The organism is Citrifermentans bremense R1 (genome assembly GCF_000426865.1).
Classification (GTDB): Bacteria; Desulfobacterota; Desulfuromonadia; order Geobacterales; family Geobacteraceae; genus Geomonas; species Geomonas bremensis.
The window spans coordinates 1-23,130 of record NZ_AUGE01000025.1 but is presented as its reverse complement, the minus strand read 5'-3'; the positions used below and the strand labels follow the sequence as shown (position 1 = coordinate 23,130).

The window sequence follows — 23,130 nt, the reverse complement described above, 5'->3', positions numbered from 1 at the left end:
GGGAGGGGGTCGGGGGGTGGGTGAAGGTGCTATCGGCAACGCCTATGGCCACTTCCCCCCCCCCCCCCCCCCCCCCCCCCAAGGGGGGAGGGAGCTTAGACACGAGAGAGAATCCATGTGCCAATCGAACAACATCTACCTGCCTAACCTTGCCACTATCGAGGCCATCGTCGACGAGACCCCCGATGTCCGCACCCTGCGCCTGGTCTTCCAGGACGAGCAGGTCCGCGAGAACTTCAGCTTCCGTGCAGGGCAGTTCGCCGAATATTCAGCCTTCGGCGCCGGCGAGTCCACCTTTTGCATCGCCTCAGCTCCTACCAGAAAAGGGTACATAGAGTGCTGCTTCCGGAGCGTCGGTAGGGTCACCGAGTCGCTCAGGAGACTTGAGGTCGGCGATACCATCGGCGTGCGCGGCCCCTACGGCAACTCCTTCCCCATCGAGCAGTTCTTCGGCAAGAGCCTGGTATTCATAGCCGGGGGCATCGCGCTCCCGCCGCTTAGGACCGTGATCTGGAACTGCCTCGACCTGCGCGACAAGTTCAAGGACATCACCATCGTCTACGGCGCCCGCTCCGAGGCGGACCTGGTCTACAAGCGCGAGCTTGCCGAGTGGCAGCAAAGAGACGACGTGAGGCTGGTGAAGTGCGTCGATCCCGGCGGGAACGGACCGGATTTCGACGGCAAAGTCGGCTTCGTCCCCAACGTCCTGGAGGAAGCAGCGCCCAGTTCCGAGAACACGGTAGCGCTCGTCTGCGGACCGCCAATCATGATCAAGTTCACCCTCCCCGTGCTGGAGCGCCTAGGGTTCGCCGACGACCATATCTACACCACGCTGGAGAACCGGATGAAGTGCGGCGTCGGCAAATGCGGCCGCTGCAACGTCGGCAACGTTTACGTCTGCAAAGACGGCCCGGTCTTCACCGCCGGCGAAGTAAAGGCGATGTCGCAGGAGTTCTAGGAGAACCGCGGGTCACAGCAACGGCGGGTAATAAAGAGAAGAGGGGGAAAGGCTCGATGCCTTTCCCCCTCTTTTCGTTCTACAAACAATCTTTTCTCGAGTTTTAACCTGACCTAAAAAAGCGCGGCACCATGGTACGCCGGCGACAAATTGGTGTTCCAGATGAAACTGTAGACTTCCTTGGCCGCCGTCTGCTTGTCAGCGTCGGTAAAAGGCGGCGATGGCAGCATCTGGTACAGATGGTCAAGTATGAAAACCTCCACTTCGGCCTGTGTCTGCTCTTTTTGAGTCCACTGTTCAAGGGGCGCCAGCAACTCATGCAGAGCCTTCAGCATTTCCTGGCTCCCCCTTTTCAACCGCTCCCTATCCGCCTTGCTGAGATCGTCGCGCTGCAGCAGACTGAACAAGGCATATTCTTCCTCGCTCAATCCTTCCTCCACGGCTCTACGTTGCTCCTCATCGAGACTCGCCGCCAGATCCACCAGCTTGGCGAAAGTTTCCTCGATGGCTACCCGATCCTTCTCGCGGTTATAGTCCGAGATGATCTCCTGGTAACGCTTGTAGTAATCCATCCGCATTGGATTACGCGCCAGCATTTCCGCCAGCTTCGCTTCGACCAGTTCTCTTATATCCTGTAGGGCGGTTGCCTTGCGGCGCACTTTGCGGGCGAACTCGTCTCTTAGCTTCTCAAGATCGATGCTGCTCAAGTCGTAGAATTTTCCATCCTTCTCATAGACCCTGGACTCCTGCGCTTGGATCGCCTCGTTCACTATGCGATGCAGTTCCATGAGGAGAGCCGTGACATCGGCAGTGTCCCTTCGTTCCGTGAGCTTCTTGTACACGGCTTCTATGTTGTCGTGGCGTTCGGCATAGAGGAAAGCTGACGGCTCCATCAGCAGCCCTTTGAAACGTATGAAAACTTGTCGAGCGAGTATCTCGAAACGCCGCTTGGCCTCGTCGCTTGTATATACAGCTTCCACAGCGTCCGCCAAAGCCAGGATACGGTCGAATCCCTTGGCCCCAACCAGGCACCGGGAGTCGAAGCCGAGGGATGCAAGGTGGGCTTCGGTTTCCTCGATGGCATCCAAAAGTGCCTTTACCCGCTCCTCGACCGGGGCGACTATCTCTTCTCCCCCCCCTTCGTTCCCGAGCGCGTACTGCGCTAAAGCTTCACGCAGGCTCTTCAGCATACCGTTGTAGTCGACGATGAGGCCGAAGTCCTTGCCCGGGTAACGCCGGTTGGCACGCGCAATGGCCTGCATCAGGGTATGGGCCTTCATCGGCTTATCTATGTAGAGGGTGGAAAGGCACTCCACGTCGAAGCCGGTCAACCACATGGCGCAGACTATGGCGATGCGAAACGGGTGCTCCGGATTCTTGAAGGCGGATTCAACATCCACCCTCTTGCCGTCATCTGTCTCGAACCCCTGCTTCATGACCAGGCGATGGGGGATGATGTCGAAGCCCCATTTCTTGAAGTCCCTCACCTCATTCTGCCCCTCGCTGATGATGACCTCGACAATGGTGCTTTCCACCCAAGCGAGCTGCCCCATCAGGCGGTCCCTCTTGGCGCAAAGCTCCTTTCGGGTCTCGGGGTCCGTCTCGCCGGAGAGTTTCGCCACCACGCCTGCGGTCTCCATCCGAAGCGCCATGAACTTCTTGCGCCACAACGGAACGATCATCTTGTACATGCGCGCGCAGGTTATTTTGTCCACGCATACCAACATCGACTTGCCGGATTCCCAGCGGGTGATGGCATGTTCGACAAAGTCGGCGGCGATCTTCTGCAACCGATCATCGGCGGTTATCACCTCGTAATCCTTCCCGAGGAGCTTTTCCAGCAAAGCCTCCTGGTCAGGATCAAGGTCGGCCTTTTCAACCGCGTCAGCGATGCGGTCGTTCAGGTCCAGCCGGGTGAGACCGAGTTTTTCGCCCCGGTTCTCATAAACCAGTTTCACGGTTGCGCCGTCCTCTTCTGAACGCTTGAAGTCGTAACAGGAAACGTAGTCGCCAAAGATGCGCCGCGTGAGGTGGTCGTGCTTGAAGAGCGGGGTGCCGGTAAAGCCGAGGAAGGCGGCATTGGGGAGGGCCATGCGCATGTTGCGGGCCATCTTCCCCGCCTGCGTGCGGTGCGCCTCGTCGGAGATCACGATGATGTCGTCCCGGCGGCTGTAGGGCTCTTCCGGGTTCACATCCTGGTTGAACTTGTGGATCAGGCTGAAGACGTACCGATGGTTCTGCTTCAAAAGCTGCTCTAGCTCTTTACCGGAACCGGCGCGTGGCGTCTGTTCGTCTGCCACGCCACAGCCGACAAAGGTGCGATAGATCTGGCTATCCAGGTCGTTCCTGTCGGTCATTATGACGAAGGTGAAATTGCCCGGTATGGTGCGGCGGATCTTTTCCGCGAAGAACGCCATGGAATACGACTTGCCGCTTCCCTGTGTGTGCCAAAAAACCCCTAATTTGCCCAAATCGGGGTGAGCCGCTTCCGGGAGATTGACGATGCGTCGCTCCGCGCTTGTTTCCTCTTCACCCTCCACGTAAGAGAGTAGCGGCACAAGGGAAGCATCCGTGGCCTGTTCCCGCGACAAGTTGACAACGCGGTAGGTGAGGCGCTGATCCGGCGGGAACTGCTCCTTCAGCTTTTCCTGACGCTGCACCGATGCCACGGCGAGGTTGACGCCCAACATCTGATGATTGCGGGCCACGACCTTCCGAACCGCCCCCGGCTTGCTGGCATCGAAGAGCACGAAGTTCTCAACGATATCCAGGAGACGTTCCTTTTTCAGCATGCCGTTCAGAAGTACTTCAGCGTCGACGCTCCCCTTGTCCTTCTCATTCAGGCGCTTCCATTCCGCGAAATGATCCCATTCGCTGGTGATGGAACCGTAACGCGCCCGATGTCCGTTACTGACGATGAGGAATACGTTGTGATGGAAGGCATGGGCGATGATGTGCTCGTCCAGATAATCCTTGAGGTTGTTGTCGAATCCGGCCCGGATGTTCTTGTAGACCGCTTTCAGCTCGATGAATACCAGCGGCAGGCCGTTCACGAAGCAGATCAGGTCCGCCCGGCGATTGTAGTTGGGCGAGCGCAGGCCCGTTATTTTCAGCTCCCTCACGGTGAGGAAGCGGTTGTTCTTGGACTCCCTGAAATCGATCACCCGCGCCTGTGCGTGGCGCAGCGTTCCGTTGGTTTCACGGTAGCTGACGGGGACGCCATCTCGGATCATCTTGTGGAAGGTCTGATTGTGCTGCGGGAGAGAGCGGGTGAAATCGTGGTGGGAAAGTTTGGCGATCGCCTCGTCTACGGCCGAAGCGGGGAGCTGCGGATTCAACCTGACCAGGGCCTGGCGCAGATCGCGCTTCAGAACCACCTCCCGGGTATCAATTCGTCCCAGCAGGCTGTTCGGTCCGAAATCTTCCTGATTCCAGGCATAGACGCTGTCCCAGCCGAGCGCCTTTTCCAGATGATCGGCAAAGGTAGTCTGCACCAGTCGATCTTCGCTGTTGATGTCGGTGATCATGACGCCCTCCCAGGCACATCAAAAAAACATCAGGTTCTTCCGTATTGGCTCAGCATTGGCTCAGCATTGGCTCAGCATTGGCTCATTCGGCCAGGAAAAGACTACCGGCTCATAATCGGCTCATTTGCCCGCTGATGCTTTCTTTGGGGTCTTCGCTGGACGGGCGGCGATATCCACGATTTTCCCGTCCTTCATTACATAACAGGGCGTGTTCGTTTGGCGCGCAAGCTTAAGGGCGCTGGCCGCAGATCTTTTGAGAGCCTGCATTGATCCCAGCAAATCAGGGTCTTTCGGTAGCTCTTTCTTTTTCATCATTTCTCTCCCCAATCCAGCACGTTCAGTTTGCTCTCCATGTTGTCGTAGAGTATCCAGGCATCCACTAGCGGCTTATAAAGCTCCTCTAGATTCTTTAAACCTGCTTTGAACCGGCGCCGTATCACCTGCTCAGGGATGTTATGACCACCTTGGATCACGCGGCCTGCTAAACGGGCGACAGCCATGTCAGCGTCTGTCAGACTCAAGAAAATGAGCTTAACGTGGTAGCCCAGATCCTGCCACCATTTTATTTTTACAGCGTATCCACGGCCGCTCAGTGTAGTTTCAAAGGCGAAGCTCTTGCGTTGGGCCACCCGCTGATCTATCTCCTCAAGCATCAGCCTGCCGGCTCGGACTGCAGCAGCGTCGGGGTTGAATGGCGAAAGCCCTGCCGCGATAAGATCGGCATTGATGAAATCGGAGATGTTCCCTTCCTGCGGGAGGAATTCACGAGCAAAAGTTGTTTTGCCGGCACCGTTTGGCCCGGCAATAATGACAATCTTCTGCTCATCGCTCATACGCTTATCTCCCCGCTCATCAGCTTAGGCAGCAGCAGGTCACGGGCGGCGCGGAGTTTTTGGTTCTGCACGCGCAGGTTATGTGCAAGCGATATCTGAGGCTCTGCAAATTCATTGAAGGCTGCAAGTAACCAATCTTTTGGCACAAGTACTTCAGCCCTCTCGAAATCACCCGCCACAACAGCTGGGTATGCTGCGCCTTTTGCGTGGTTGACCAAATAACCGACAAACGCCTCAGTGGTCAATGCTTGGTACAAAAATGAGGTAGGAATATGTTGAGGAGAAATAACGGCAAATCCAGTCGAAGCGATGAGATTCTCCGCTGGGTTCCAAATAACAGCATGTGAACGCCTATTAGGACGTACGCAGGACCAAATTATGTCTCCGTGCTTGACGATACGACGCGCTCGGCTTGGCGCGTCACGGAAAGCATATCCAGTCGTTTCGTTTATTTGTCCCGGAGTAACTGAAGCTATGTCTATGTATTCAATCGCACCATCATACGAGCTAGGCAAATTCTCGCTATTGATATAAGCAACTTCACGCAGGCTTTTCCTCACCCACCCCTCAGGCACGCCATCAACGATTCGGGTGTGCTCGTAACCAGGGAAGCGCAGGCGCACGAACCATTCCTGATACACCTGCCGCACCGCCTCTTCCAACAACACTATTCGCCGCTGGTTGTTTTGAATCAAATCGTCATATCCAGACAGAACTTTTATGATTTCTGTTTGTACTGACCTAAGGGGCACTCTCAGGGCAATTCTTTTTATGATGTCTTGATTTAAGGATGCCATTGTCGCTTTATTACCTGCTTGCTTAAGCATCCACTGTTGATGACCACTGAGCAAAAAAGCGTATGAGATAAATCTAGATATGATTTTGTTTGTATCAAACCTTAAACGGATACAGTCTGAGCCCTGCATCCACTTCTCCTGCTCTTTTGTCACGAATAGGTGCCTGTCAACCGCACCTTTTCGCCCAAACACAATGTCATTTTCCTTCAATAAATGGGCGGAAAGACGGGTTGTCACTTGATCTCCGACATACTCAAGTTTCTCAGTGCGTAGATCAGAATAACCAATGTTGCGGACATTGATTACAGGAGTGCCTATATGGATATAGTCGCTGGCTTTGAGTTGAGTTCCAAAGGGACCTGTTTGTATATCGGCCAATCCCGAATCTACGAGCTCTCCGATGAGGTATGTTTCCCACTTCATACCCCCAACTCCTCGAAATTCACTTGAATCTGCGCCGCGAGTTCCGCCGCCTCCTTGTTCAGATCTGCCAACTCCACGTGAATATCCCGCAATGTCTGCTCGAAATCGAAATCTTCATCCACCTCCGGTGGAGCCACGCCCACGTAGCGCCCAGGGGTAAGACTCCAGTCGGCGGCCTTTATTTCGGCACGGTCTACGACTTTGCAGAGTCCCGGCAAAGGAGCCATCTCGGCGTCAGGGAAACGATCCTGCAGCCAAACGATCTGGCGGTGAAAGTACGCTGCCTGTTTAAGCTGCTCCACGGCTTGCTTGCGCTCTTCCTCAAGCTGCTTCAGCCGCCTGTTGGCCAAGCGGCGGTCGTGAAACTCGGCGGCTTCTTCGACACCGGCTATCTGTTGCGCCACCTGTCCCACGCGTGTCACCAGCTTGTAAAGCAGATCAACTTGCTTCACCAGCCCCTTGGCTTTTTCTGCTAACGGATCAAAAACTTCCCGGGCAGAGTGCTGAGCCTCATTAGTTGCGGGCAAGGCCTTATCGTGTTTCTTCTGAAAAGCGGCGAATTGCTTCAGTAACGCTGCCCCGTCAGCATGATAAGCAGTCTTTGCTTCATTCAACTCAATAAGGGCATCGATCAAAGACTGCCGCTGCTCTTTTGTTACAGCCTCCAGATCCTTCACGCTGTCCGAGAACTCCCCGAACTGTCCACTTAAATCCGCGAGCGTCGTCTCAAACGCCTCAAGCTCGGCTGGTACGGCGGAGAACTCCGCACAAAGGGATCCGAAATAATCCCGCACCAGCCCGAGAAACCGCGCCTGCTCTCCACGATAGAGCCAGACTATGGCAGTTAGGTTAGCTAGCTGCTCCGGGCTGAAGTCGTAGATCTTGCGGGTCACCTTGCGGTAAACGTTGCGAGCATCCAGCATCAGGACCCTGTCCCGGCGCTCTTCCGGCTTCCCTTTGTCGAAGTGCCACAGCTCGCAGGGCACGGTGCGGGTATAGAAGAAGTTGGAGCGGATCGAGATCATCACGTCCACATCCCCCGTCTCCACGAGTTTGCGGCGCACTTCTGCCTCGCCGTGCCCTCCGCTGGACGCCTGCGAGGACATGACGAATCCAGCCCGGCCCGTCTCGCTCAGGTAACTGTGGAAGTAGGAGATCCAGAGGTAATTTCCGTTGCTGACCTTCTTCGCTTTGTTCACCCCAGGCAGGCCGAAGGGCAGACGCCGGTCGTCCTTGATCCGCTCCGCATCCACCATATCGACATTGAATGGAGGGTTGGCCATGACAAAGTCGCAGTTGCCGAAGATCGGGTGCACGTCCTCGTAAAAGGTGTTGGCCTCCCGGATATCCCCCTCTAGGCCGTGCACCGCCAGGTTCATCTTGGCCAGCCGGATCGTGGTGCCGGTCTTCTCCTGCCCGTAGAAGGTCACCTTGTGGCCGGCGTCCAAGCCTTTGCGCTCGATGAAATGGCTGCTCTGCACAAACATGCCGCCGGAGCCACAGGCAGGATCGAAGACAATTCCATGGTCTGGTTCGATGACGTTGACAATGGTCTGCACCAGGGAAGGGGGTGTGAAGAATTCTCCGTTGTCTTGGGCGCCCTGCATGGCGAACTTCCTCAGGAAGTATTCGTAGATGCGGCCGAAGATATCGCCGCTGGCGTTACGTAAGGCGTCGCTGTCGAAGGTGCGCAGCAGATGGTCCAGCAGATCGTTGTCGAATCGGTCATACTCCTTCGGAAGCTGGCCCCGTAGAGGCTCGAAATCCTCCTCGATGGCGTTCATCGCGTCAACCAGTGCGCTGCCCAGATTGGTCCCGGCAGGCAGTTTGATCAGATATTCATATCGGGCGCTGTCGGGTAGCATCAGCGCCCTGCGCTTGATGAAGTCTCCCTTCACCAGCGGCCGGCTGGGCATTTTGCCGGCAGCCTGCTCGGCCTGGATCTGCTCCAGCGCCTTTTCATAACGGTTGCTGGCGTGCCGAAGAAAGATGACGCCCAGCACCGGCATGCAATATTCGCTGGAGGTAAGTTTTGAGTTGGCGCGGAGTTGGTCGGCGGCTTCCCACAGGCTGGATTCTACTTGTGCGATGTTTTGGAGTGCATCATGAGCCATCTATGCTTATCCTTTGTTCTGTCAGCGTTGCCTGAGGTGCTCAGGCTCTTTCGGCAGGCCACGAATATAAGCCTAGTGGAAAGGAAAGTGAATAATTTTATGCTTTTCAACAGGAGTTTCGTGGCATTCACCCTTATCCCCACAAATTTTCTTGACGCACTGCACCTCCGTATTTACAGTGTGCCCCCTAGACCACCATGGAGGAGATCGCAAATGACCCACCCACGCCAAGGCTGGAGTGAAAAATTCAAAGAAATGGCCGAGCGCGGTCACGACAGGATTATCGGTTCAGAACTTGGTGATCGATCAGAGTGGGACGAGCAAGAATGGGAATGGAATTCCTAATGCCATATCTCCTCCTCACCCTGAGTGCCCTGATCTGGTCCGGCAACTTCGTCATCAGCCGGGCAATGAACAATGTGATCCCTCCTGCCGGTTTCGTTTTCTGGCGCTGGGTGGTCGCGCTGGTGGTGCTTCTCCCCGTCGTGCTGCCGCGGCTGCGCAGGGAGTGGCCCATCGTGCGGGCAAACCTCGGGCTGATCGCTGTCTGTGGCCTCTTCGGGGTGACACTCTTCAACTTCCTCATCTACACCGCGATGCACTACACCACCGCCATTAATGCGGCGCTGGTCAATTCCGCCATCCCCATCTTCATCCTCATGTTCGCCCGCATCTTCTACGGGCAACGGGTCGTATTGCGCCAGCATGTCGGCATCGCGCTCTCCCTCATCGGTGTCGCCGCGATCATCCTGCGGGGAGACCCTTCCCGCATCCTCACGCTCAGCTTCAACCATGGCGACCTGCTGGTTCTTTTGGCCGCCATCGCCTGGGGGTTGTACTCCGTCGCCATCAAGCGTTACCCGCAGGGGCTTAACCCGTTCGTGTTCCTTTTCAGCATGACCGTAGCCGGATTGGTGCTGCTCATCCCCTTTTACGCCTGGGAGATCGCCCAGGGGCAGTTGATGACGCTGAACCAGCCGACCGTCCTCAGCATCGCCTACGTCGGCATCCTCGCCTCCGTCGTCGCCTTCACCGCCTGGAACCACGGTCTGCGCCAGATCGGTCCGCACATAGGCGGGCAATTCGTCCACCTGATGCCCGCCTTCAGCACCATCCTTGCCGTCATCTTCCTGGGAGAGCGTCTGCAATCCTTCCACATCGCAGGCATCGTCCTCATCTCCGCAGGCATCCTCTGCGCCACCTACAAGATCCGGGCGTAGCTCCCAGCCACCATACCCCCTCCAGCAGGCTCAGCCGAACCTATCTCACAATTCCCCTCCCCCGCCTCCGTGGGGAGAAGAGACCTATCCGCGTTGTCAATCGTCAATTGTCTGTCTAATTGCCTTTCAAAGTTGCCTTCCCCTTGCTTTCCGTATACTTCCTTGCGAAATCCCCTCCGTTGTTGATATCGTATTCAATATCGCAGCACATCTGCAGCAAATCCCCTTAGACAAAAAGGTGACCCCCATGTTCGAAGTCGTAAGCAACGAGATACTCGCGGAAAACCTCCACAAGATGGTGCTGGTGGCACCACGGATCGCACGGGCCAGGAAGGCCGGGCAGTTCGTCATGGTCAGGCTGGCGCAAAGCGAGGAGCGCATCCCTTTGACAATCGGTGACGCCGACCCCGAGGCCGGCACCATCACCCTTTTCATCCAGGCCATAGGCGCCTCTACCAGGAAGATCGTCGACACCCCGGCGGGCGGTTCCATCCGCGATGTCGCCGGGCCGTTGGGCAAGGAGACACACATAACCAACTGGGGGCGCGTCGCCTGTGTGGGCGGCGGCGTCGGCACCGCGGTGCTCTTCCCGCTGGTGAAGGCTCTGGCGGAGGCAGGAAACGAAATCACCACCATCATCGGCGGACGCTCCAGCCGCTACGTCATCCTGGCGGAAGAGTTGGGCGCACTCTCGAAAAACCTGCTGGTCACTACCGAGGATGGCAGCCTCGGCTCCAAAGGGTTCGTGACCGGGCCGCTAGGGGAGATGATCGCCGACCCGGCGCGCGCGCCCAAGGCGGTATTCGCCGTAGGTCCGGTGCCGATGATGAAGGCGGTGGCCAACATGACGCGGGAGCCCGGCATCGAGACCATCGTCAGCCTGAACCCCATCATGATAGACGGCACCGGCATGTGCGGCGGCTGCCGCGTGCAGGTGGGAAGCGAAACCAAGTTCGCCTGCGTGGACGGCCCTGAATTCGACGCGCACCTGGTCGATTTCGACGGGCTTTCCGACCGCCTCACCAGCTACCGCAAGGAAGAGGCGCAGAGGCATGCAGCGACGGATTGCAAGATAGCTAAGGAGGTAGCAAAGTGAGCAACGATTTGTCCCCCAAAGAGAGGATGGCTATAGAAAGGGTCCACATGCCGGAGCTTCCGGCAGACGAGAGAAGCAAGAACTTCGAGGAGGTGAACCAGGGGCTCTCCCCCGAGCAGGCTGTCGCCGAGGCGCAGCGCTGCCTGCAGTGCAAAAGCAGGAACTGCGTGGCCGGGTGCCCGGTCGGGGTCTCCATTCCCGAGTTCATCGACGCGCTGGCAAGCGACGACATGCCCAGGGCGGCCCAGGTGCTGCGCGGCGACAACGCGCTTCCCGCGGTCTGCGGCAGGGTCTGTCCCCAGGAAACGCAGTGCGAGGCGCTCTGCGTGCGCGGCAAGAAGGGGGACGCGGTGGCAATCGGCTACTTGGAACGCTACGTGGCCGACTGGGCCATGCAGCATCCAGACGAGCTGTTAGCGGATAAAATCCCGGAGCCGACCGGCAAGTCGGTGGCCGTGGTCGGCTGCGGCCCGGCAGGACTCACCGCCGCCGGCGAGTTGGCCCGCCAGGGGCACAAGGTGACCATCTTCGAAGCGCTGCACGACACCGGCGGGGTGCTCCGCTACGGCATCCCCGAATTCCGGCTTCCCAAAGAGATCATCGACCGCGAGGTGGCGGTGCTGAGCCGGATGGGGGTCGCCATCGAGTGCAACGTCATCATCGGCAAAACCCTGACCATCCCGCAACTGCGCAGCGAGTTCGACGCCGTCTTCATCGCCAACGGCGCGGGCCTTCCCACCATGCTGAACATCATGGGCGAGAACCTGAAGGGGGTCTACGCCGCCAATGAGTTCCTCACCCGCGTGAACCTCATGGAAGCCGGGCGCAGGGCCGACAGCTCCACCCCGATCCTGCAGCGGGACGAGGTAGCGGTGATCGGCGGCGGCAACACCGCCATGGACTGCGTGCGGACCGCCCGCAGGCTGGGGGCCAAGCGCGCCATGATCGTCTACCGCCGCGGCGAGGCCGAAATGCCTGCCAGAGTCGAGGAGATCAAGCATGCCAAGGAGGAAGGTGTGGAGTTCATCATGCTCACCGCCCCCGTCGCCATCGTCGCCACAGAGGACGGCTGGGTCTCCGCACTGCGCTGCCAAAGGATGGAACTGGGTCCCGCCGACGACTCCGGCCGCCGCAGGCCCCAGGCGATAGAAGGCTCCGAGTTCGACCTTCCCGCCGGGATCGTGATCAACGCCGTCGGCACCAGCGCGAACCCGCTCCTCACCGCGACGGCTCCCGACCTCACCCTCAACAAGTGGGGCAACATCGTGACCAACGACGAAGGGGAGACCAGCATCCCCGGCGTCTTCGCCGGCGGCGACATCGTCAGGGGCGGGGCCACGGTCATCCTGGCCATGGGCGACGGCAAGCGCGCCGCAGCCGCTATCGACAAGTACCTGAAAGGCTAGCCTGAGCTGGCAGAAACAACCGAGGGGGCACCGCAAGGCGCCCCCTCTCTTTTTCAGGTTCATCAGGGAATTTCTGGAAAAGTTGCTCTTACGTCCCCCTCCCCTTGCGGGAGGGGGAGACTCTTATCCCCCAAACTGACCAGCCCTTTTAATATTCGTCCGTTTCCCAGCCTCCATCACCCCCACTCCCATCCCCGTCTTGTTGACACCCCTTCTCAAATGAGTATGTTTTAACTCGTCTTCCAATCTAACCGGTCAATGGAGGCGTACATGAAAGCGAAATGGATCATACTGCTCTTGCCGCTGCTTCCCGGATGCGTCGATGCCACCGCGAAGGAAACGATGTCCAAGGCCCAGGCGACCTTCAAGCCGATCCCGACGCAGGCCCCGGCCATCAAGGGGAACGAGGCAACCAAGGCCAAGGTCGATCTGGGAAAGAAACTGTTCTTCGATCCCCGCCTCTCCACCTCGCAACTCATCAGCTGCAACACCTGCCATAACGTCGGGCTGGGAGGGACCGACCTCCAGGAAACCTCCGTCGGCCACGGCTGGCAGAAAGGCCCCCGCAACGCCCCCACCGTCTTCAACGCCGTCTACAACGTCGCCCAGTTCTGGGACGGCAGGGCCAAGGATCTGCAGACCCAGGCTAAGGGACCGGTGCAGGCTTCCGTGGAGATGAACAGCAATCCCGAGTTGGTAGTTAGAACCTTGAAGAACATCCCCGGATATCCAGCCCTCTTCGAGGCGGCTTTTCCCGGGTACCGCGATCCGGTCTCTTTCGACAACATGGCGAAGGCTATCGAGGTGTTCGAGGCGACACTGGTGACTCCGGATGCCCCGTTCGACCACTTCCTCAACGGAGAACCCAGCGCTCTCAACGCGCGCGAGCAGGCTGGCCTTGGTGTCTTCATGGTGAAAGGATGCGCCGCCTGCCACGGGGGAATCAACATCGGCGGAGCCGCCTACTACCCCTTTGGCGTCCGTGAGGTCCCGGCGGCAGAGATCCGTCCGGAAAGCGACACGGGGCGTTTCAAGGTGACCAATACCTCCAGCGACAAGTACGTTTTCCGGGCGCCGTCGCTCAGGAACGTCGCGCTCACCCAACCCTATTTCCATTCAGGAAAGGTGTGGAGCCTCAAGGATTCGGTGGTGGTGATGGGGTCTGCGCAACTGGGAATGAAACTGAACGAGACGGAAGTGAACGACATGGTCGCATTCCTGAAGAGCCTGACGGGAAAACAGCCGAAGATGGATTACCCTGTGCTTCCGCCGAGTTCGGACCAGACCCCGCATCCACAGCTGAAGTGATCGGTGAGGTATCGAAGGAGAGGTTTAACTGGAGAGATGAAGAAGATGCGGCACCGGCTTTGCCGCAGTTTGCAAAAGGGCCTGTTTGCCGGCGCGGCTCAGGCCCTTGATGTATAGTTCCCGCTTGCTGGCGCTGCTCCTGTCGTGCCCCCCTTCCAGGAAAAGAACTTCCTCGGGGCGGCGCCCCCGAAAATACTTCGCTCCGCTGCCGATCGCATGCTGCCGCAGGCGACGCGCGATGTCTGTAGTTATCCCGGTATAAAAGGTGCCATCCGAGCAAAGGATGATATAAACCTGCCAATTCATTTGTGTTTCCTCGAAAATGCAGGAAAGGGGGACAGGCTACTTTTTCAAATCGAAAAGTAGCCTGTCCCCTTTTTTTATTGGTCACGGAGCGGGCAGAAGTACCCGCACGGTGGTCCCTTCCCCCGAGGCTGTGTCGACCAGTATGGCGCCGCCGCTCGCTTTCACGATCGCCTGCACCGCGGTAAGCCCCAACCCTCTGCCGACCGCCTTGATGGAGAAGAAGGGGTCGAACATACGGTCGCTGGTTTCCCCGTCCATCCCGCAGCCGCTGTCTGACACATCGATGAACACGAAGCGCCCGGAAGCAGGCTTCGGCTCGACCCGGCTCCTGGTGAATTCCGCTGCAGGCAAGTCCCCCACACCGGTCGACACGCCGATGGCGCCCGTTTCCCCTAGCGCCTCGGCCGCGTTGGTTACCAGGTTCACGATCAACTGCTGCATCTGGCCCGGTTCCGCCTGTAAGGAGGGAAGCTCCGGGTCCAGCCGCGTCGACAGCGAGATGCCCTTGCGCATCGACCCCTTCATCAGTTCCAGGTTTTCGGCAACCAGCCGGTTGAGATCGACCGACTTCACCCCCTGACTCCCTTTCCTGGAGAAGGCGAGCATCTGGCTGCTGAGATTCGCCGCGCGCCTGGAGGCATCGAGTGCGTTGTCCATGTATTTTTGCGAGGCGGCGTCCAGTTCTTTTGCCAGGCGCAAGAGTTCAAGGTTGCCGCTGATCCCCATCATGAGGTTGTTCAGGTCGTGCGCGATTCTCCCCGCCAGGACGCCTACCGCGGCAAGCTTCTGGACTTGCAACAGCTGCTTTTCCAGTTCGTCGGGCGCAAGCAAGGCTTCATTCGGCTTAGCCTCGGCGGCAGGGGAGGAGGGTTCCTTTCCTGCCCCGGCGGGACACGAGCCTTCGGTGTGGCTGGCTAATATGTCGCGGCACCAATCGCGAAGCGACATCATCTTCCTTCCTTCTCGTGCTGACGCTGCCGTCCCTTGCGTGGCTGCGACAGCACGAACGGCCTCTTTACAAAGTGTGAAGCTGCAGTCTCACAGCCACCACAATACCTGTTGGATCTATCGGCAGCAGCAAGGACACTCTTGAGGGATTGTTGTGAGGGTCGTTCCAGACTGAGGAACGGTATCGGGCAGCGGTGCAACTGACAGTGTGCCTTTCGCGACGGCAGCCCTGTCCCTTTGACTTCGAATTATGTAGCTTTAGAGCCAACCCTTGCGCTTGAAGTACCAGTAGGGAGCGATGCCTGAGAGAATCATCAACGCGAGAGCCCAGGGGTAGCCGAAAGAGAGTTTCAACTCGGGCATCACGTCGAAGTTCATCCCGTAGATGCTGGCGACGAGGGTGGGGGGGAGGAAGACCACTGCTGCGATGGAAAAGATCTTGATGATCTGGTTCTGCTCGATGTTGATGAAACCCTGGGTGGAGTCCATGAGGAAGTTGATCTTGTCGAAAAGGAAGGTGGTATGCGACATAAGGGTCTCGACGTCGCGGGCGATCTCACGCAGCGTCTCGCTCTGGTCGGCCCGGTCGCGCAGGTGCCGCAAAAGGAACGAGATGTCCCTCTGGGTATCCATGAGGCAGAGCCGGATCTTTCCGTTGCTGTCCTCGAGCTTGGCGAGCTTGCTGATGGCGTCTTCCAGCTCGGAATCATCGTCTTCGAGCACAAGGTGGCTTACCCCTTCCAGCTGGCGGTGGATGTCCTCCAGGGTGTCCGCGTGGTTCTCCACCTTCTGGTCCAGGAGCAGCACGAGAAGCTCGGACGGGGTGCGGCATTCCACCTGCCCTCTCCTGGCGCGCATGCGCAGGAGCCGGAAATCGGCAAGGTCCCCTTCCCGGATGGTGATCAGGTGCTTGCTTTGCAGGATGCAGGCGACGGTGAGCGTCACGTGGCGCCCTTCGCTCTGCGATAGGAAGAGGGGGTGCACGTGTATCCCGGCCTGGTCCACGAAGCAGCGGGCTGAGATCTCGATCTCGTCCACCTCGTCGGACTCCGGAATGTCGGTGTGCAGCAACAGCTCGAGCAGGTCCCTCTCTTCGTCATCCGGCTCGTGGGCGTCGATCCAGTCGGCATGCAGGATCTGATTGGGGAGATCGCTTTTCTCAAAGTCCATCTCCTTTATGAGCCCGTTGTCTATGCTGAAAAGCCTGAGCATGTTTACTCCCGCTGATCCGGTGCGGCAGGCAGCCGTGGCCTGCGAAATCGACCGGATCCTTTGTTGCCTGGTCAAGAAGAAGGGCGGCCTCATCGGCCGCCCTCCGGTTTGCCATTATTTCCTCGACAGCCGGTGCACGCAATCGACCATGAAGATCGCTTTTTCCGGCGGAACGGTCGGAAGGATGCCGTGTCCCAGGTTGAAGATGAGACCGGGCCTGCCTGCGTTTTCGTCCAGCACCCTCTTCACCTCGCGCTCGATGATCTCGTTAGGAGCGAAAAGCACGGTCGGGTCCAGGTTCCCCTGCACCGCCATGTCGCCCAGGATGTCGCGGGCCTTGCCGAGGTTCACGTGCCAGTCGAGGCCCATGACGTCGCCGCCGGCCTGCTTCACGATCTCCAGCATGGTCCCTGCGCCCTTGACGAAGTGGATCACCGGGATGTTGGTGCGGTCCAGGCCGTTGATGAGGCGCTGGGTGTAGGGGAGGACGTAGCGCTCGTAGTCGGCCGGGGAGAGCATGCCGCCCCAGGTGTCGAAGATCTGGATCGCCTGCGCGCCCGCCTTGATCTGCGCGTTCAGGTACTCCATGTCCATGGTGGTGATCTTATCCATCAGCGCCGCGTACACTTCTGGGTCGGCGTACATCATCTTCTTGAGGGCGGCGAAGTCCTTGGACCCCTTACCCTCGACCATGTAGCAGGCCAGGGTGAAAGGCGCGCCCCCGAAACCGATCAGCGGCACCTTGGTGGCGAGCTCCTTGCGGAGCAGTTTGACTGCGTCCAGCACGTAGGGGACGTCTGTCTCCATCTTCGGGATCTTAAGTGCCTCGACGTCGGCCATGGTGCGGATCGGCTTGGCGAAGACGGGGCCGGGGGTGAAGTCGAGCTCCATCCCCATCGGCTCGATCGGGGTAAGGATGTCGGAAAAGAGGATCGCGGCATCGACGCCGAGGATGTCTACCGGCTGGACCGTTACCTCGGTCGCCAGTTCCGGCGTCTTGCACAGTTCCAGGAAGGTGCATTTGGAGCGAACGCGCATGTAGTCGGGGAGATAACGTCCCGCCTGGCGCATAAGCCAGACCGGCACCGTATCAACCGGCTTCCCCCAACATGCGTCTAAAAATCGAGTATTCATGGTAATCCTCCTGGGTGAATTTTTATTGTATGCAAAACGTCCCTCACCCTGTCCCTCTCCCAGAGGGAGAGGGGACGCTTCAGGGCAGGGGGCTATCGGTTTTCAACGTAGAACGTCGAACCTTGAACAGCAGCTAATCTTTCTGCTTTTTCTGCAGCTTGATCGGGACGTAGTTGCAGAACGGTTCCTCTTCCATGTAGTCGCCGTGCACTGCATCGGCGCGGGCCCGGCAGCCGCCGCAGACGTTCAGGTACTCGCACTCGCCGCATTTCCCCTTGTAGCTCTTGAAGTCCCTCAGGTCTTTGAAGATCTCCGAGTTCTCCCAGAGCTCGCGGAACGGCGTTTCCTTCACGTTGCCGGCAGTGCGGTGGAAGTAGGAGCAGGGCTTGAGGTTCCCGTAGCAGTCGATGAGGCAGATGGTCTGCGCCGCGATGCAACCCTTGCCGCCGCCGGTGGAGAAGGTGAGCGAGCGGCGCTCGAACTTCTCCCCTTCCGCCTTGGCCTTTTGCGGCACGATGCGGTAGTAGTGCGGCGCGCAGGTGGGGCGCATCAGGATGTCGTCCTCGTTCTTCTCCTGGTGGTAGTGCCAGTCGAGGATCTCCTCGTAGTCCTCCTTGGAGATCAGTTCGCTCATGATGTCCTCGCCGCGGCCGGTGGGAACGATCATGAACATGTACCAGGCGGTGGCACCCAGGGACTTCGCCACCTTGAAGGTGCTGGCGATATCGTGCTGGTTCCTCTTGGTGAAGGAGGAGTTGATCAGGAACTTCTGGCCGTGCTTCCTGAAGAGTTCCGCCGCGCGCAGCACCCCCTCGAAGGAGCCGGGGCACTGGCGGAAGTTGTCGTGAACCTCGGCAGTCGAGCCGTCCAGCGAAAGCGAGACCATCTTGATGTCGGCCTTCTTCATCTTCTCGCAGACCTCGTCGGTCACGAGCGAACCGTTGCTCGCCATGCACATCCTGAGGCCGAGCGAGGTGCCGTATTCGGCCAGTTCGAAGATGTCCGGCCTCATCAGCGGCTCGCCGCCGGAAAGGACCACGACCGGCTTCGAGAAGTCGGAGATCTCCTTCAGGAGCTTCTTCCCTTCTTCGGTGCTGAAATCACCTTCGGAAGAGGTCAACTCGGACGAGCAGCGGCAGTGGACGCATTTGAGGTTGCAGCGCTGGGTGGTCTCCCAGGCGATCCATTTGGGTACGAACTCTTCGGCCATGGCATCTCCAATAATTTGGCCCTGGAAAAGCGTTGCATGTGGCGGGGGGCGCATCAGTCAGGCAGGAAAAAATTTCACGCCAAAACGGTAGGCTCTGCGGCAACGTACGCTCGATTTGCCGTCTTCGCGCCAAAAGCGCTGCGGAGGCATCCAGGAGGTTACAAAGTTTAGGGCAAACTTTACTATGAAATTAATGGGAAACTCAAGAAGAATCGCTTATTCCGCCATCTTGCGGTCGAAGGTGTAGACCGCCACCAGGAAGGAAACGGCTGCGGTGGCTATCAGGTTCAGCAGGTAGGGTGCGGGGACGGATCCCTGTAAGAGCGCGTCCCGCGCCCCTTCGAAGACTGCCGTAGTCGGGAGGAGTTCGATAAAGGGGCGGATGGAAGCGGGATAGGAGGAAAGGGGGAAGAAGATGCCGGCCATGAAGATGAGGGGGACGATAACCACCGACTGCACCCGCCCGATATTCTCCGGCTTGTCGATCACCGTGCCGCAGATGGTTCCCAGGCAGGAGAAGGTCATGGACGAGATGGCGATGCACATCAGGTAAACGGGGAGGTGGCCGTAGTCGATACGGAAAGGGGTCAAAAGGAGGATCACCAGGAAAACCACCGAACCTTTGACGGCCCCCTGGGAGAAACCGGAGAAGATCTTGCCGATGACGATGTCGTAGACCGTGATAGGGGTGACCCGGTACTCCTCTATGGTGCGCTGCACCCGGCGGTGGAACCACATGCTCCAGGAGCTTTCGTCGAAGGCGGCGTTGATCGCCGTCATGGAGATGAGGCCGGGCGCTATGAAGAGGGGGTAGGGGACGCCGTTCACCTCAGAGATGTACCCCTTGAGGCCGAAGCCGAAGGCGAGGTAGAGGGTGAGTGGGTAGGCGATGACGGCGACGAGTTCGGAAAAGATGCTCCGCCTCAGCACCATCATGTCCCTGCCCCAGATGGAAAACGCGCCTTTGAACATCAACCCCTCCGTTCAACGTTCAACGTTCAAGGTTTTATCTGCAACGTCCCAGCCCTCGGCAGTCCGCGAGGAAATCACCGTGCCGCCAGTTTGACTCGGCCCCAGGGAGGCACGTTTCGAACGTTGAACGCTGAACCTTGAACGGCTTCACTCCCGCAACTTTTCCCCGGTGAGCGAGATGAAGACCTCCTCCAGGCTCGGCTCCTTGAGGCAGATCCTGCGGATGTCGGCACCACCCAGGCAATCCATCAGCGGCTTGATGGACTCCTCGTCGCTCAGGGTGATCTGGAAGCTGCTCCCGCTCCGCTCGACGCTGCGCACGAAGGAAAGCCCGGCCAGCATCCCCTCGTACCTGTCGCTGTCGCGCCGGAATTCCACCTGGTACACGTGGGCCCTGGAAAAGGCGTCTTTCAATTCCGCCGCCGTGCCGTCGGCCAGGCATACGCCGTGGTCCATGATCATGATCCGGTCGCAAAGCGCGTCCGCCTCGTCCATGTAATGGGTGGTGAGAAAGACGGTCATGTTCCGCCTAAGCCCCCTGACGTACTCCCACAGGGCGCGCCTTGATTGCGGGTCGAGCCCCGTGGTCGGCTCGTCCAAAAACAGCACGCGCGGCTCGTGCACCAGGGCGCGCGCCACGACCAGCCGGCGCTGCATGCCGCCTGAAAAGGTGTCGGGGAAATCGTTCTGACGGGAGGTGAGCCCGGTCATCTCCAGGAGCTCGTCGATGCGCCGGTTGTAGGCGGCAGGCCGCAGGCCGTGCAGCCTGCCGTGGAGCGCGAGGTTTTCCCTCGCCGTCAGGTACCGGTCGAGGTTGTTCTCCTGGGGGACGACGCCGATCACCCGGCGCACCGACTTGCCGGCAGTGAGGATGCTGAACTCCTCCACGAAGGCGTCGCCGTGGGTTGGGCGCATCAGCGTGGTGAGGATCTTGATCAGGGTGGTCTTGCCCGCACCGTTCGGGCCCAAAAGCCCGAAGACGGTGCCTCGCTCCACTTCCAGCGAGAAACGGTCCACCGCCTTGAACTCGCCGTAGCTCTTGGTTATTTCATGCAGCCTGATCGCGTGCGGCATCGATGGCTCCCGCCTGGATCCTGGGATGTGTCCGATTTTCAACCTGCAGAATATACCCGGTTATGCGGCGGTTGCAGAGGCATCCCGAAATCATTCGACGGGGAAAAGGAGCGAGAAGGTGCTTCCTCCCCCCTCGGCCTCTTCGACCCAGACCGCCCCTTCATGGGCTTCCATGATGCCGCGCACGATGGAGAGCCCGAGCCCCGACCCCTTGGACATGAAAGCGGTGGCGCCCGAGCTGTGGTGGTCGATATCCCCGACGCCGTAGAACTTTTCGAAGACGCGGACCCTCTCGTCCGGCGGGATGCCGATGCCGTTGTCACGCACCTGGAGCAGGTAGTATTTTTCGGTCGCAGCGACGTTACCGGGGAAGGAGGGATAGAAGGAGCGCAGCGTCGGCGTCATCTCCTTGAGCTGCGCCTGCTTCAGCACCCGTCCGGCTAATCGAACGCACCCTCCGTCGCGGGTGAACTTGATGGCGTTCTCCAAAAGGTTGCGCACCGCGAGCATGGCAAAAGCCTCGTCCACCGGCACGAGGACGTCGTCCCCCGTGATCTCCACCGCAATGTGCCGCTCGGATAGCGGCAGCGCAAACAGGTCGTGCACCTCACGGCAGACCCGCATCAGGCTCGCCGGCTTTTTCTGGGCCAGCGGCCCCTGCGCCTCGATGCGGGAGATGGAGAGGAGGTCCTCCACCAGTTTCCTGAGCTGAATGGTCCCTTCGTACACCGAGACGAAGATGTTGTGCTGCTCGGGGCTCATCTGAATGCCGGAATATTTCAGCAGGAACTCGACCCCCCCCATGATCGAGGTGATCGGGGTCTTCAACTCGTGCGAGGCGATGCCGATGAAGTTGTTCTTCGCCGTGTTGAGGCGCCCCAGCTCGATGTTGGCGCGCTTCACCTTCTGCAGGTTCTCCTTGAGCTCTTCCTTGCTGCGGTAGAGCTCCTCGGCTTTCTCCTTCATCTTGTCGTAGAGGCTGTAGTTGTCGATGAGGACCGCAAGCTGACCTGCGATGGAACAGAGCAGGAAGACGTCGCGGTCGCTGTAGCTGCGCCCGGAGACGGTCCCCACCGTCATCACCCCCATCACCTCCTGCCCGATCTTGAGCGGCACTGTGCACCAGGAGTGCAGCCCCATCTCGATGGCGGCGCTTTTGGCCCTGGCCGGAAACCTTGCGTCTGGCTCCTCTCCCAGAAAGGGGCGCCCCGCCTGCGCCAGGGTCGCCCACTTGGTCTCCCGGGGGAGCGTCTTCATCGCCTTCTCGAACCCGGGAGAAACACCCAGCGAGGCGCGCATCTTGAGCTTGTCGTCCTCGAAGAGGTGGATGCAGGAGAAGTCCATCTGCAGCATGTTGTGCAGCTGGAAGAGGAGGTCCCCCATCACCTTGTCGACCCCCTTCGTGTACTGCAGGCGGAAGGCGACCGCGTACAGGGTGAGGAGTTCGCGGTCGCTGGTCCGTTTCTCCTCCTCGACCTCGCGCCTTTTGGTGATGTCCTTGATGATGAAGACCAGGTTCGGGCGGTTGCTCCCCTCGGTGCGCATGGGGTAGCTGGCGACGTTGTACCAGCCGCTCAGGTTGGGGAAGCGGATATCCTCGTCGGCCTCGCTCTGGACGCTGTGCAGGAAGCGGAACAGCTTTCCCTCGGGTTGCTCCGATCCGAAAAATATCTCGTCGATCCTGCGGCCGATGATGGCGCCGTACCCGCCGGGAAAGTAGGCGCTCACCCGGCCGTTGCAGCGCAACACGATGCCGTTGGCGTCGGTGATGATGATCAGGTCCGAGACCGCGTCGAATACGCTTTCCCATTCCATCTTGCCGCGGCGCACCGCTTCCTGGGTGAGCCGGTGCGTCCTGCGCTCCTCAGCCTCCCTCAGCTCCCGCACCATAACCGGTACCAGGCGGGCCAGGTTCCCTTTCATGAGGTAGTCGCTGGCGCCCGATTTCATGGCCTCGACGGCTAAGTCCTCGCCGATCTTGCCTGAGACGATGATGAAGGGGATGTCGCGCCCGGTCTCGTGCAGCACCTGCAGGGCCCCGAGGGCGTCGAAAGAGGGCATGCGGTAGTCGGAGATCACCACGTCCCACTCCCCGTCATGCAGGGCCCGGCGCATGCTCTCCGCAGTTTCCACCCGCATGTGTATCAGTTTGTAGCCGCCGCGGCGCAGTTCCCTCAGCAGAAGCAGGCTGTCTTCTTCCGAGTCCTCGACCAAAAGGACCCTCAGCTCTTTGGACATGCTTTACCTCTTAAAACCAATCCTGATTAGCGCCAATCTTCCGCTGGTGCGGTGGCGCGACATTGTCCGTCACATGCAGTCGGCATAATCACGGCAACTTTACTAAAGGAGTCTGCCGTGAAAAACCGGTTCCAGTTTCAACAGGGCTTAAGTCTGAATGCTTTCCTCACCAAGTATGGCCAAGAGCATCAATGTGAGGCTGCCATTGAATCTGCACGTTGGCCAGAAGGTTTTGTATGTCCCAACTGCAAGGGGCGATGCCATTGCAACTACAGGCGTGGCAAAGTCAAAGTGTTCCAATGTCGTATCTGCCGTAAACAGGTTACTCTAACCGAAGGCACTATATTTCACTCG

The 23,130-nt window shown here is 59.0% G+C and carries 20 protein-coding genes; 7 read left to right on the top strand and 13 right to left on the bottom strand.

Annotated elements, in window-relative coordinates; all coding sequences use genetic code 11:
- The first annotated feature begins 115 nt into the window (after positions 1-115).
- The gene (locus K419_RS0114370) at positions 116-958 is read left to right on the top strand and encodes an FAD/NAD(P)-binding protein (protein ID WP_026842206.1); all 843 of its coding nucleotides are present in this window, start codon (positions 116-118) and stop codon (positions 956-958) included.
- A gap of 113 nt (positions 959-1,071) precedes the next feature.
- On the opposite strand, the gene K419_RS0114365 is transcribed toward K419_RS0114370, so the two are convergent.
- From K419_RS0114365 to K419_RS0114345, 5 genes are all read right to left on the bottom strand, one after another.
- Positions 1,072-4,485, bottom strand: a complete 3,414-nt coding sequence (locus K419_RS0114365) for a type I restriction endonuclease subunit R (protein WP_026842205.1) — start codon at positions 4,483-4,485, stop codon at positions 1,072-1,074.
- A 120-nt stretch (positions 4,486-4,605) separates the two neighbouring features.
- Positions 4,606-4,797 (bottom strand): hypothetical protein, encoded by a 192-nt coding sequence (locus K419_RS0114360; protein WP_026842204.1) that lies wholly within the window; start codon positions 4,795-4,797, stop codon positions 4,606-4,608.
- Entirely contained in the window at positions 4,797-5,318 is a 522-nt protein-coding gene (locus tag K419_RS0114355) for an AAA family ATPase (RefSeq protein ID WP_026842203.1), read from the bottom strand. Before K419_RS0114355 ends, K419_RS0114360 begins: the two co-directional genes overlap by 1 nt.
- A complete protein-coding gene (locus K419_RS22100) occupies positions 5,315-6,538 on the bottom strand; it encodes a restriction endonuclease subunit S (protein WP_035497280.1) in 1,224 nt (407 codons plus the stop codon). The genes K419_RS0114355 and K419_RS22100 overlap by 4 nt, the downstream gene beginning before the upstream one ends.
- Positions 6,535-8,652: a type I restriction-modification system subunit M gene (locus K419_RS0114345; protein WP_026842202.1), complete on the bottom strand. Its 2,118-nt coding sequence runs from the start codon at positions 8,650-8,652 to the stop codon at positions 6,535-6,537. Before K419_RS0114345 ends, K419_RS22100 begins: the two co-directional genes overlap by 4 nt.
- Positions 8,653-8,865: 213 nt before the next feature.
- Here K419_RS0114345 and K419_RS24285 point away from each other — a divergent pair, with 213 nt between their 5' ends.
- The 5 genes from K419_RS24285 to K419_RS0114320 all read left to right on the top strand — a co-directional run bounded on the left by K419_RS24285 (position 8,866) and on the right by K419_RS0114320 (position 13,682).
- The gene (locus tag K419_RS24285) at positions 8,866-8,997 is read left to right on the top strand and encodes a hypothetical protein (RefSeq protein ID WP_264175615.1); all 132 of its coding nucleotides are present in this window, start codon (positions 8,866-8,868) and stop codon (positions 8,995-8,997) included.
- Positions 8,997-9,872, top strand: a complete 876-nt coding sequence (locus tag K419_RS0114335; RefSeq protein ID WP_026842201.1) for a DMT family transporter — start codon at positions 8,997-8,999, stop codon at positions 9,870-9,872. Before K419_RS24285 ends, K419_RS0114335 begins: the two co-directional genes overlap by 1 nt.
- A 247-nt stretch (positions 9,873-10,119) precedes the next feature.
- The gene (locus tag K419_RS0114330; protein ID WP_026842200.1) at positions 10,120-10,968 is read left to right on the top strand and encodes a sulfide/dihydroorotate dehydrogenase-like FAD/NAD-binding protein; all 849 of its coding nucleotides are present in this window, start codon (positions 10,120-10,122) and stop codon (positions 10,966-10,968) included.
- Positions 10,965-12,374 carry an NADPH-dependent glutamate synthase gene (gene gltA / locus K419_RS0114325; RefSeq protein WP_026842199.1) on the top strand — a complete coding sequence of 470 codons (1,410 nt, stop codon included), beginning with the start codon at positions 10,965-10,967 and terminating at the stop codon, positions 12,372-12,374. Before K419_RS0114330 ends, gltA begins: the two co-directional genes overlap by 4 nt.
- 270 nt (positions 12,375-12,644) lie before the next feature.
- On the top strand, positions 12,645-13,682 hold the full coding sequence (locus K419_RS0114320; protein WP_026842198.1) for a cytochrome-c peroxidase: 1,038 nt from the start codon (positions 12,645-12,647) through the stop codon (positions 13,680-13,682).
- Positions 13,683-13,706: 24 nt separating this feature from the next.
- Here K419_RS0114320 and K419_RS0114315 read toward each other — a convergent pair whose 3' ends face one another.
- The 8 genes from K419_RS0114315 to K419_RS0114280 all read right to left on the bottom strand — a co-directional run bounded on the left by K419_RS0114315 (position 13,707) and on the right by K419_RS0114280 (position 22,776).
- Positions 13,707-13,988, bottom strand: coding sequence for a GIY-YIG nuclease family protein (locus tag K419_RS0114315; protein WP_026842197.1), 282 nt, complete (start codon positions 13,986-13,988; stop codon positions 13,707-13,709).
- Positions 13,989-14,069: 81 nt separating this feature from the next.
- Entirely contained in the window at positions 14,070-14,939 is an 870-nt protein-coding gene (locus K419_RS0114310) for a two-component system sensor histidine kinase NtrB (RefSeq protein ID WP_026842196.1), read from the bottom strand.
- A gap of 255 nt (positions 14,940-15,194) precedes the next feature.
- Positions 15,195-16,148 carry a magnesium/cobalt transporter CorA gene (gene corA / locus K419_RS0114305; RefSeq protein ID WP_012528458.1) on the bottom strand — a complete coding sequence of 318 codons (954 nt, stop codon included), beginning with the start codon at positions 16,146-16,148 and terminating at the stop codon, positions 15,195-15,197.
- Positions 16,149-16,262: 114 nt separating this feature from the next.
- Complete coding sequence (gene hemE / locus K419_RS0114300; protein ID WP_012528457.1) at positions 16,263-17,282, bottom strand: uroporphyrinogen decarboxylase; 1,020 nt, start codon at positions 17,280-17,282, stop codon at positions 16,263-16,265.
- Positions 17,283-17,415: 133 nt separating this feature from the next.
- Complete coding sequence (locus K419_RS0114295) at positions 17,416-18,492, bottom strand: radical SAM/SPASM domain-containing protein (RefSeq protein WP_012528456.1); 1,077 nt, start codon at positions 18,490-18,492, stop codon at positions 17,416-17,418.
- 216 nt (positions 18,493-18,708) lie between these two features.
- Positions 18,709-19,464 carry an ABC transporter permease gene (locus K419_RS0114290; RefSeq protein WP_026842195.1) on the bottom strand — a complete coding sequence of 252 codons (756 nt, stop codon included), beginning with the start codon at positions 19,462-19,464 and terminating at the stop codon, positions 18,709-18,711.
- A gap of 147 nt (positions 19,465-19,611) precedes the next feature.
- Complete coding sequence (locus tag K419_RS0114285) at positions 19,612-20,538, bottom strand: daunorubicin resistance protein DrrA family ABC transporter ATP-binding protein (protein ID WP_026842194.1); 927 nt, start codon at positions 20,536-20,538, stop codon at positions 19,612-19,614.
- A gap of 90 nt (positions 20,539-20,628) precedes the next feature.
- Entirely contained in the window at positions 20,629-22,776 is a 2,148-nt protein-coding gene (locus K419_RS0114280; protein ID WP_026842193.1) for a hybrid sensor histidine kinase/response regulator, read from the bottom strand.
- Between the two features lie 117 nt (positions 22,777-22,893).
- Between K419_RS0114280 and K419_RS23185 the strand changes: the two genes are divergently transcribed.
- On the top strand, positions 22,894-23,130 hold a 237-nt coding region (locus tag K419_RS23185; RefSeq protein ID WP_198013117.1), incomplete at its 3' end, for a transposase.

Excerpts from the sequence above, each read along its gene's own strand:
- K419_RS0114370 (WP_026842206.1), top strand. The coding sequence starts at position 116 with ATGTGCCAATCGAACAACATCTACCTGCCTAACCTTGCCACTATCGAG.
- K419_RS0114365 (WP_026842205.1), bottom strand. The coding sequence starts at position 4,485 with ATGATCACCGACATCAACAGCGAAGATCGACTGGTGCAGACTACCTTT.
- K419_RS0114360 (WP_026842204.1), bottom strand. The coding sequence starts at position 4,797 with ATGAAAAAGAAAGAGCTACCGAAAGACCCTGATTTGCTGGGATCAATG.
- K419_RS0114355 (WP_026842203.1), bottom strand. The coding sequence starts at position 5,318 with ATGAGCGATGAGCAGAAGATTGTCATTATTGCCGGGCCAAACGGTGCC.
- K419_RS22100 (WP_035497280.1), bottom strand. The coding sequence starts at position 6,538 with ATGAAGTGGGAAACATACCTCATCGGAGAGCTCGTAGATTCGGGATTG.
- K419_RS0114345 (WP_026842202.1), bottom strand. The coding sequence starts at position 8,652 with ATGGCTCATGATGCACTCCAAAACATCGCACAAGTAGAATCCAGCCTG.
- K419_RS24285 (WP_264175615.1), top strand. The coding sequence starts at position 8,866 with ATGACCCACCCACGCCAAGGCTGGAGTGAAAAATTCAAAGAAATGGCC.
- K419_RS0114335 (WP_026842201.1), top strand. The coding sequence starts at position 8,997 with ATGCCATATCTCCTCCTCACCCTGAGTGCCCTGATCTGGTCCGGCAAC.
- K419_RS0114330 (WP_026842200.1), top strand. The coding sequence starts at position 10,120 with ATGTTCGAAGTCGTAAGCAACGAGATACTCGCGGAAAACCTCCACAAG.
- K419_RS0114320 (WP_026842198.1), top strand. The coding sequence starts at position 12,645 with ATGAAAGCGAAATGGATCATACTGCTCTTGCCGCTGCTTCCCGGATGC.
- K419_RS0114315 (WP_026842197.1), bottom strand. The coding sequence starts at position 13,988 with ATGAATTGGCAGGTTTATATCATCCTTTGCTCGGATGGCACCTTTTAT.
- K419_RS0114310 (WP_026842196.1), bottom strand. The coding sequence starts at position 14,939 with ATGATGTCGCTTCGCGATTGGTGCCGCGACATATTAGCCAGCCACACC.
- corA (WP_012528458.1), bottom strand. The coding sequence starts at position 16,148 with ATGCTCAGGCTTTTCAGCATAGACAACGGGCTCATAAAGGAGATGGAC.
- hemE (WP_012528457.1), bottom strand. The coding sequence starts at position 17,282 with ATGAATACTCGATTTTTAGACGCATGTTGGGGGAAGCCGGTTGATACG.
- K419_RS0114295 (WP_012528456.1), bottom strand. The coding sequence starts at position 18,492 with ATGGCCGAAGAGTTCGTACCCAAATGGATCGCCTGGGAGACCACCCAG.
- K419_RS0114290 (WP_026842195.1), bottom strand. The coding sequence starts at position 19,464 with ATGTTCAAAGGCGCGTTTTCCATCTGGGGCAGGGACATGATGGTGCTG.
- K419_RS0114285 (WP_026842194.1), bottom strand. The coding sequence starts at position 20,538 with ATGCCGCACGCGATCAGGCTGCATGAAATAACCAAGAGCTACGGCGAG.
- K419_RS0114280 (WP_026842193.1), bottom strand. The coding sequence starts at position 22,776 with ATGTCCAAAGAGCTGAGGGTCCTTTTGGTCGAGGACTCGGAAGAAGAC.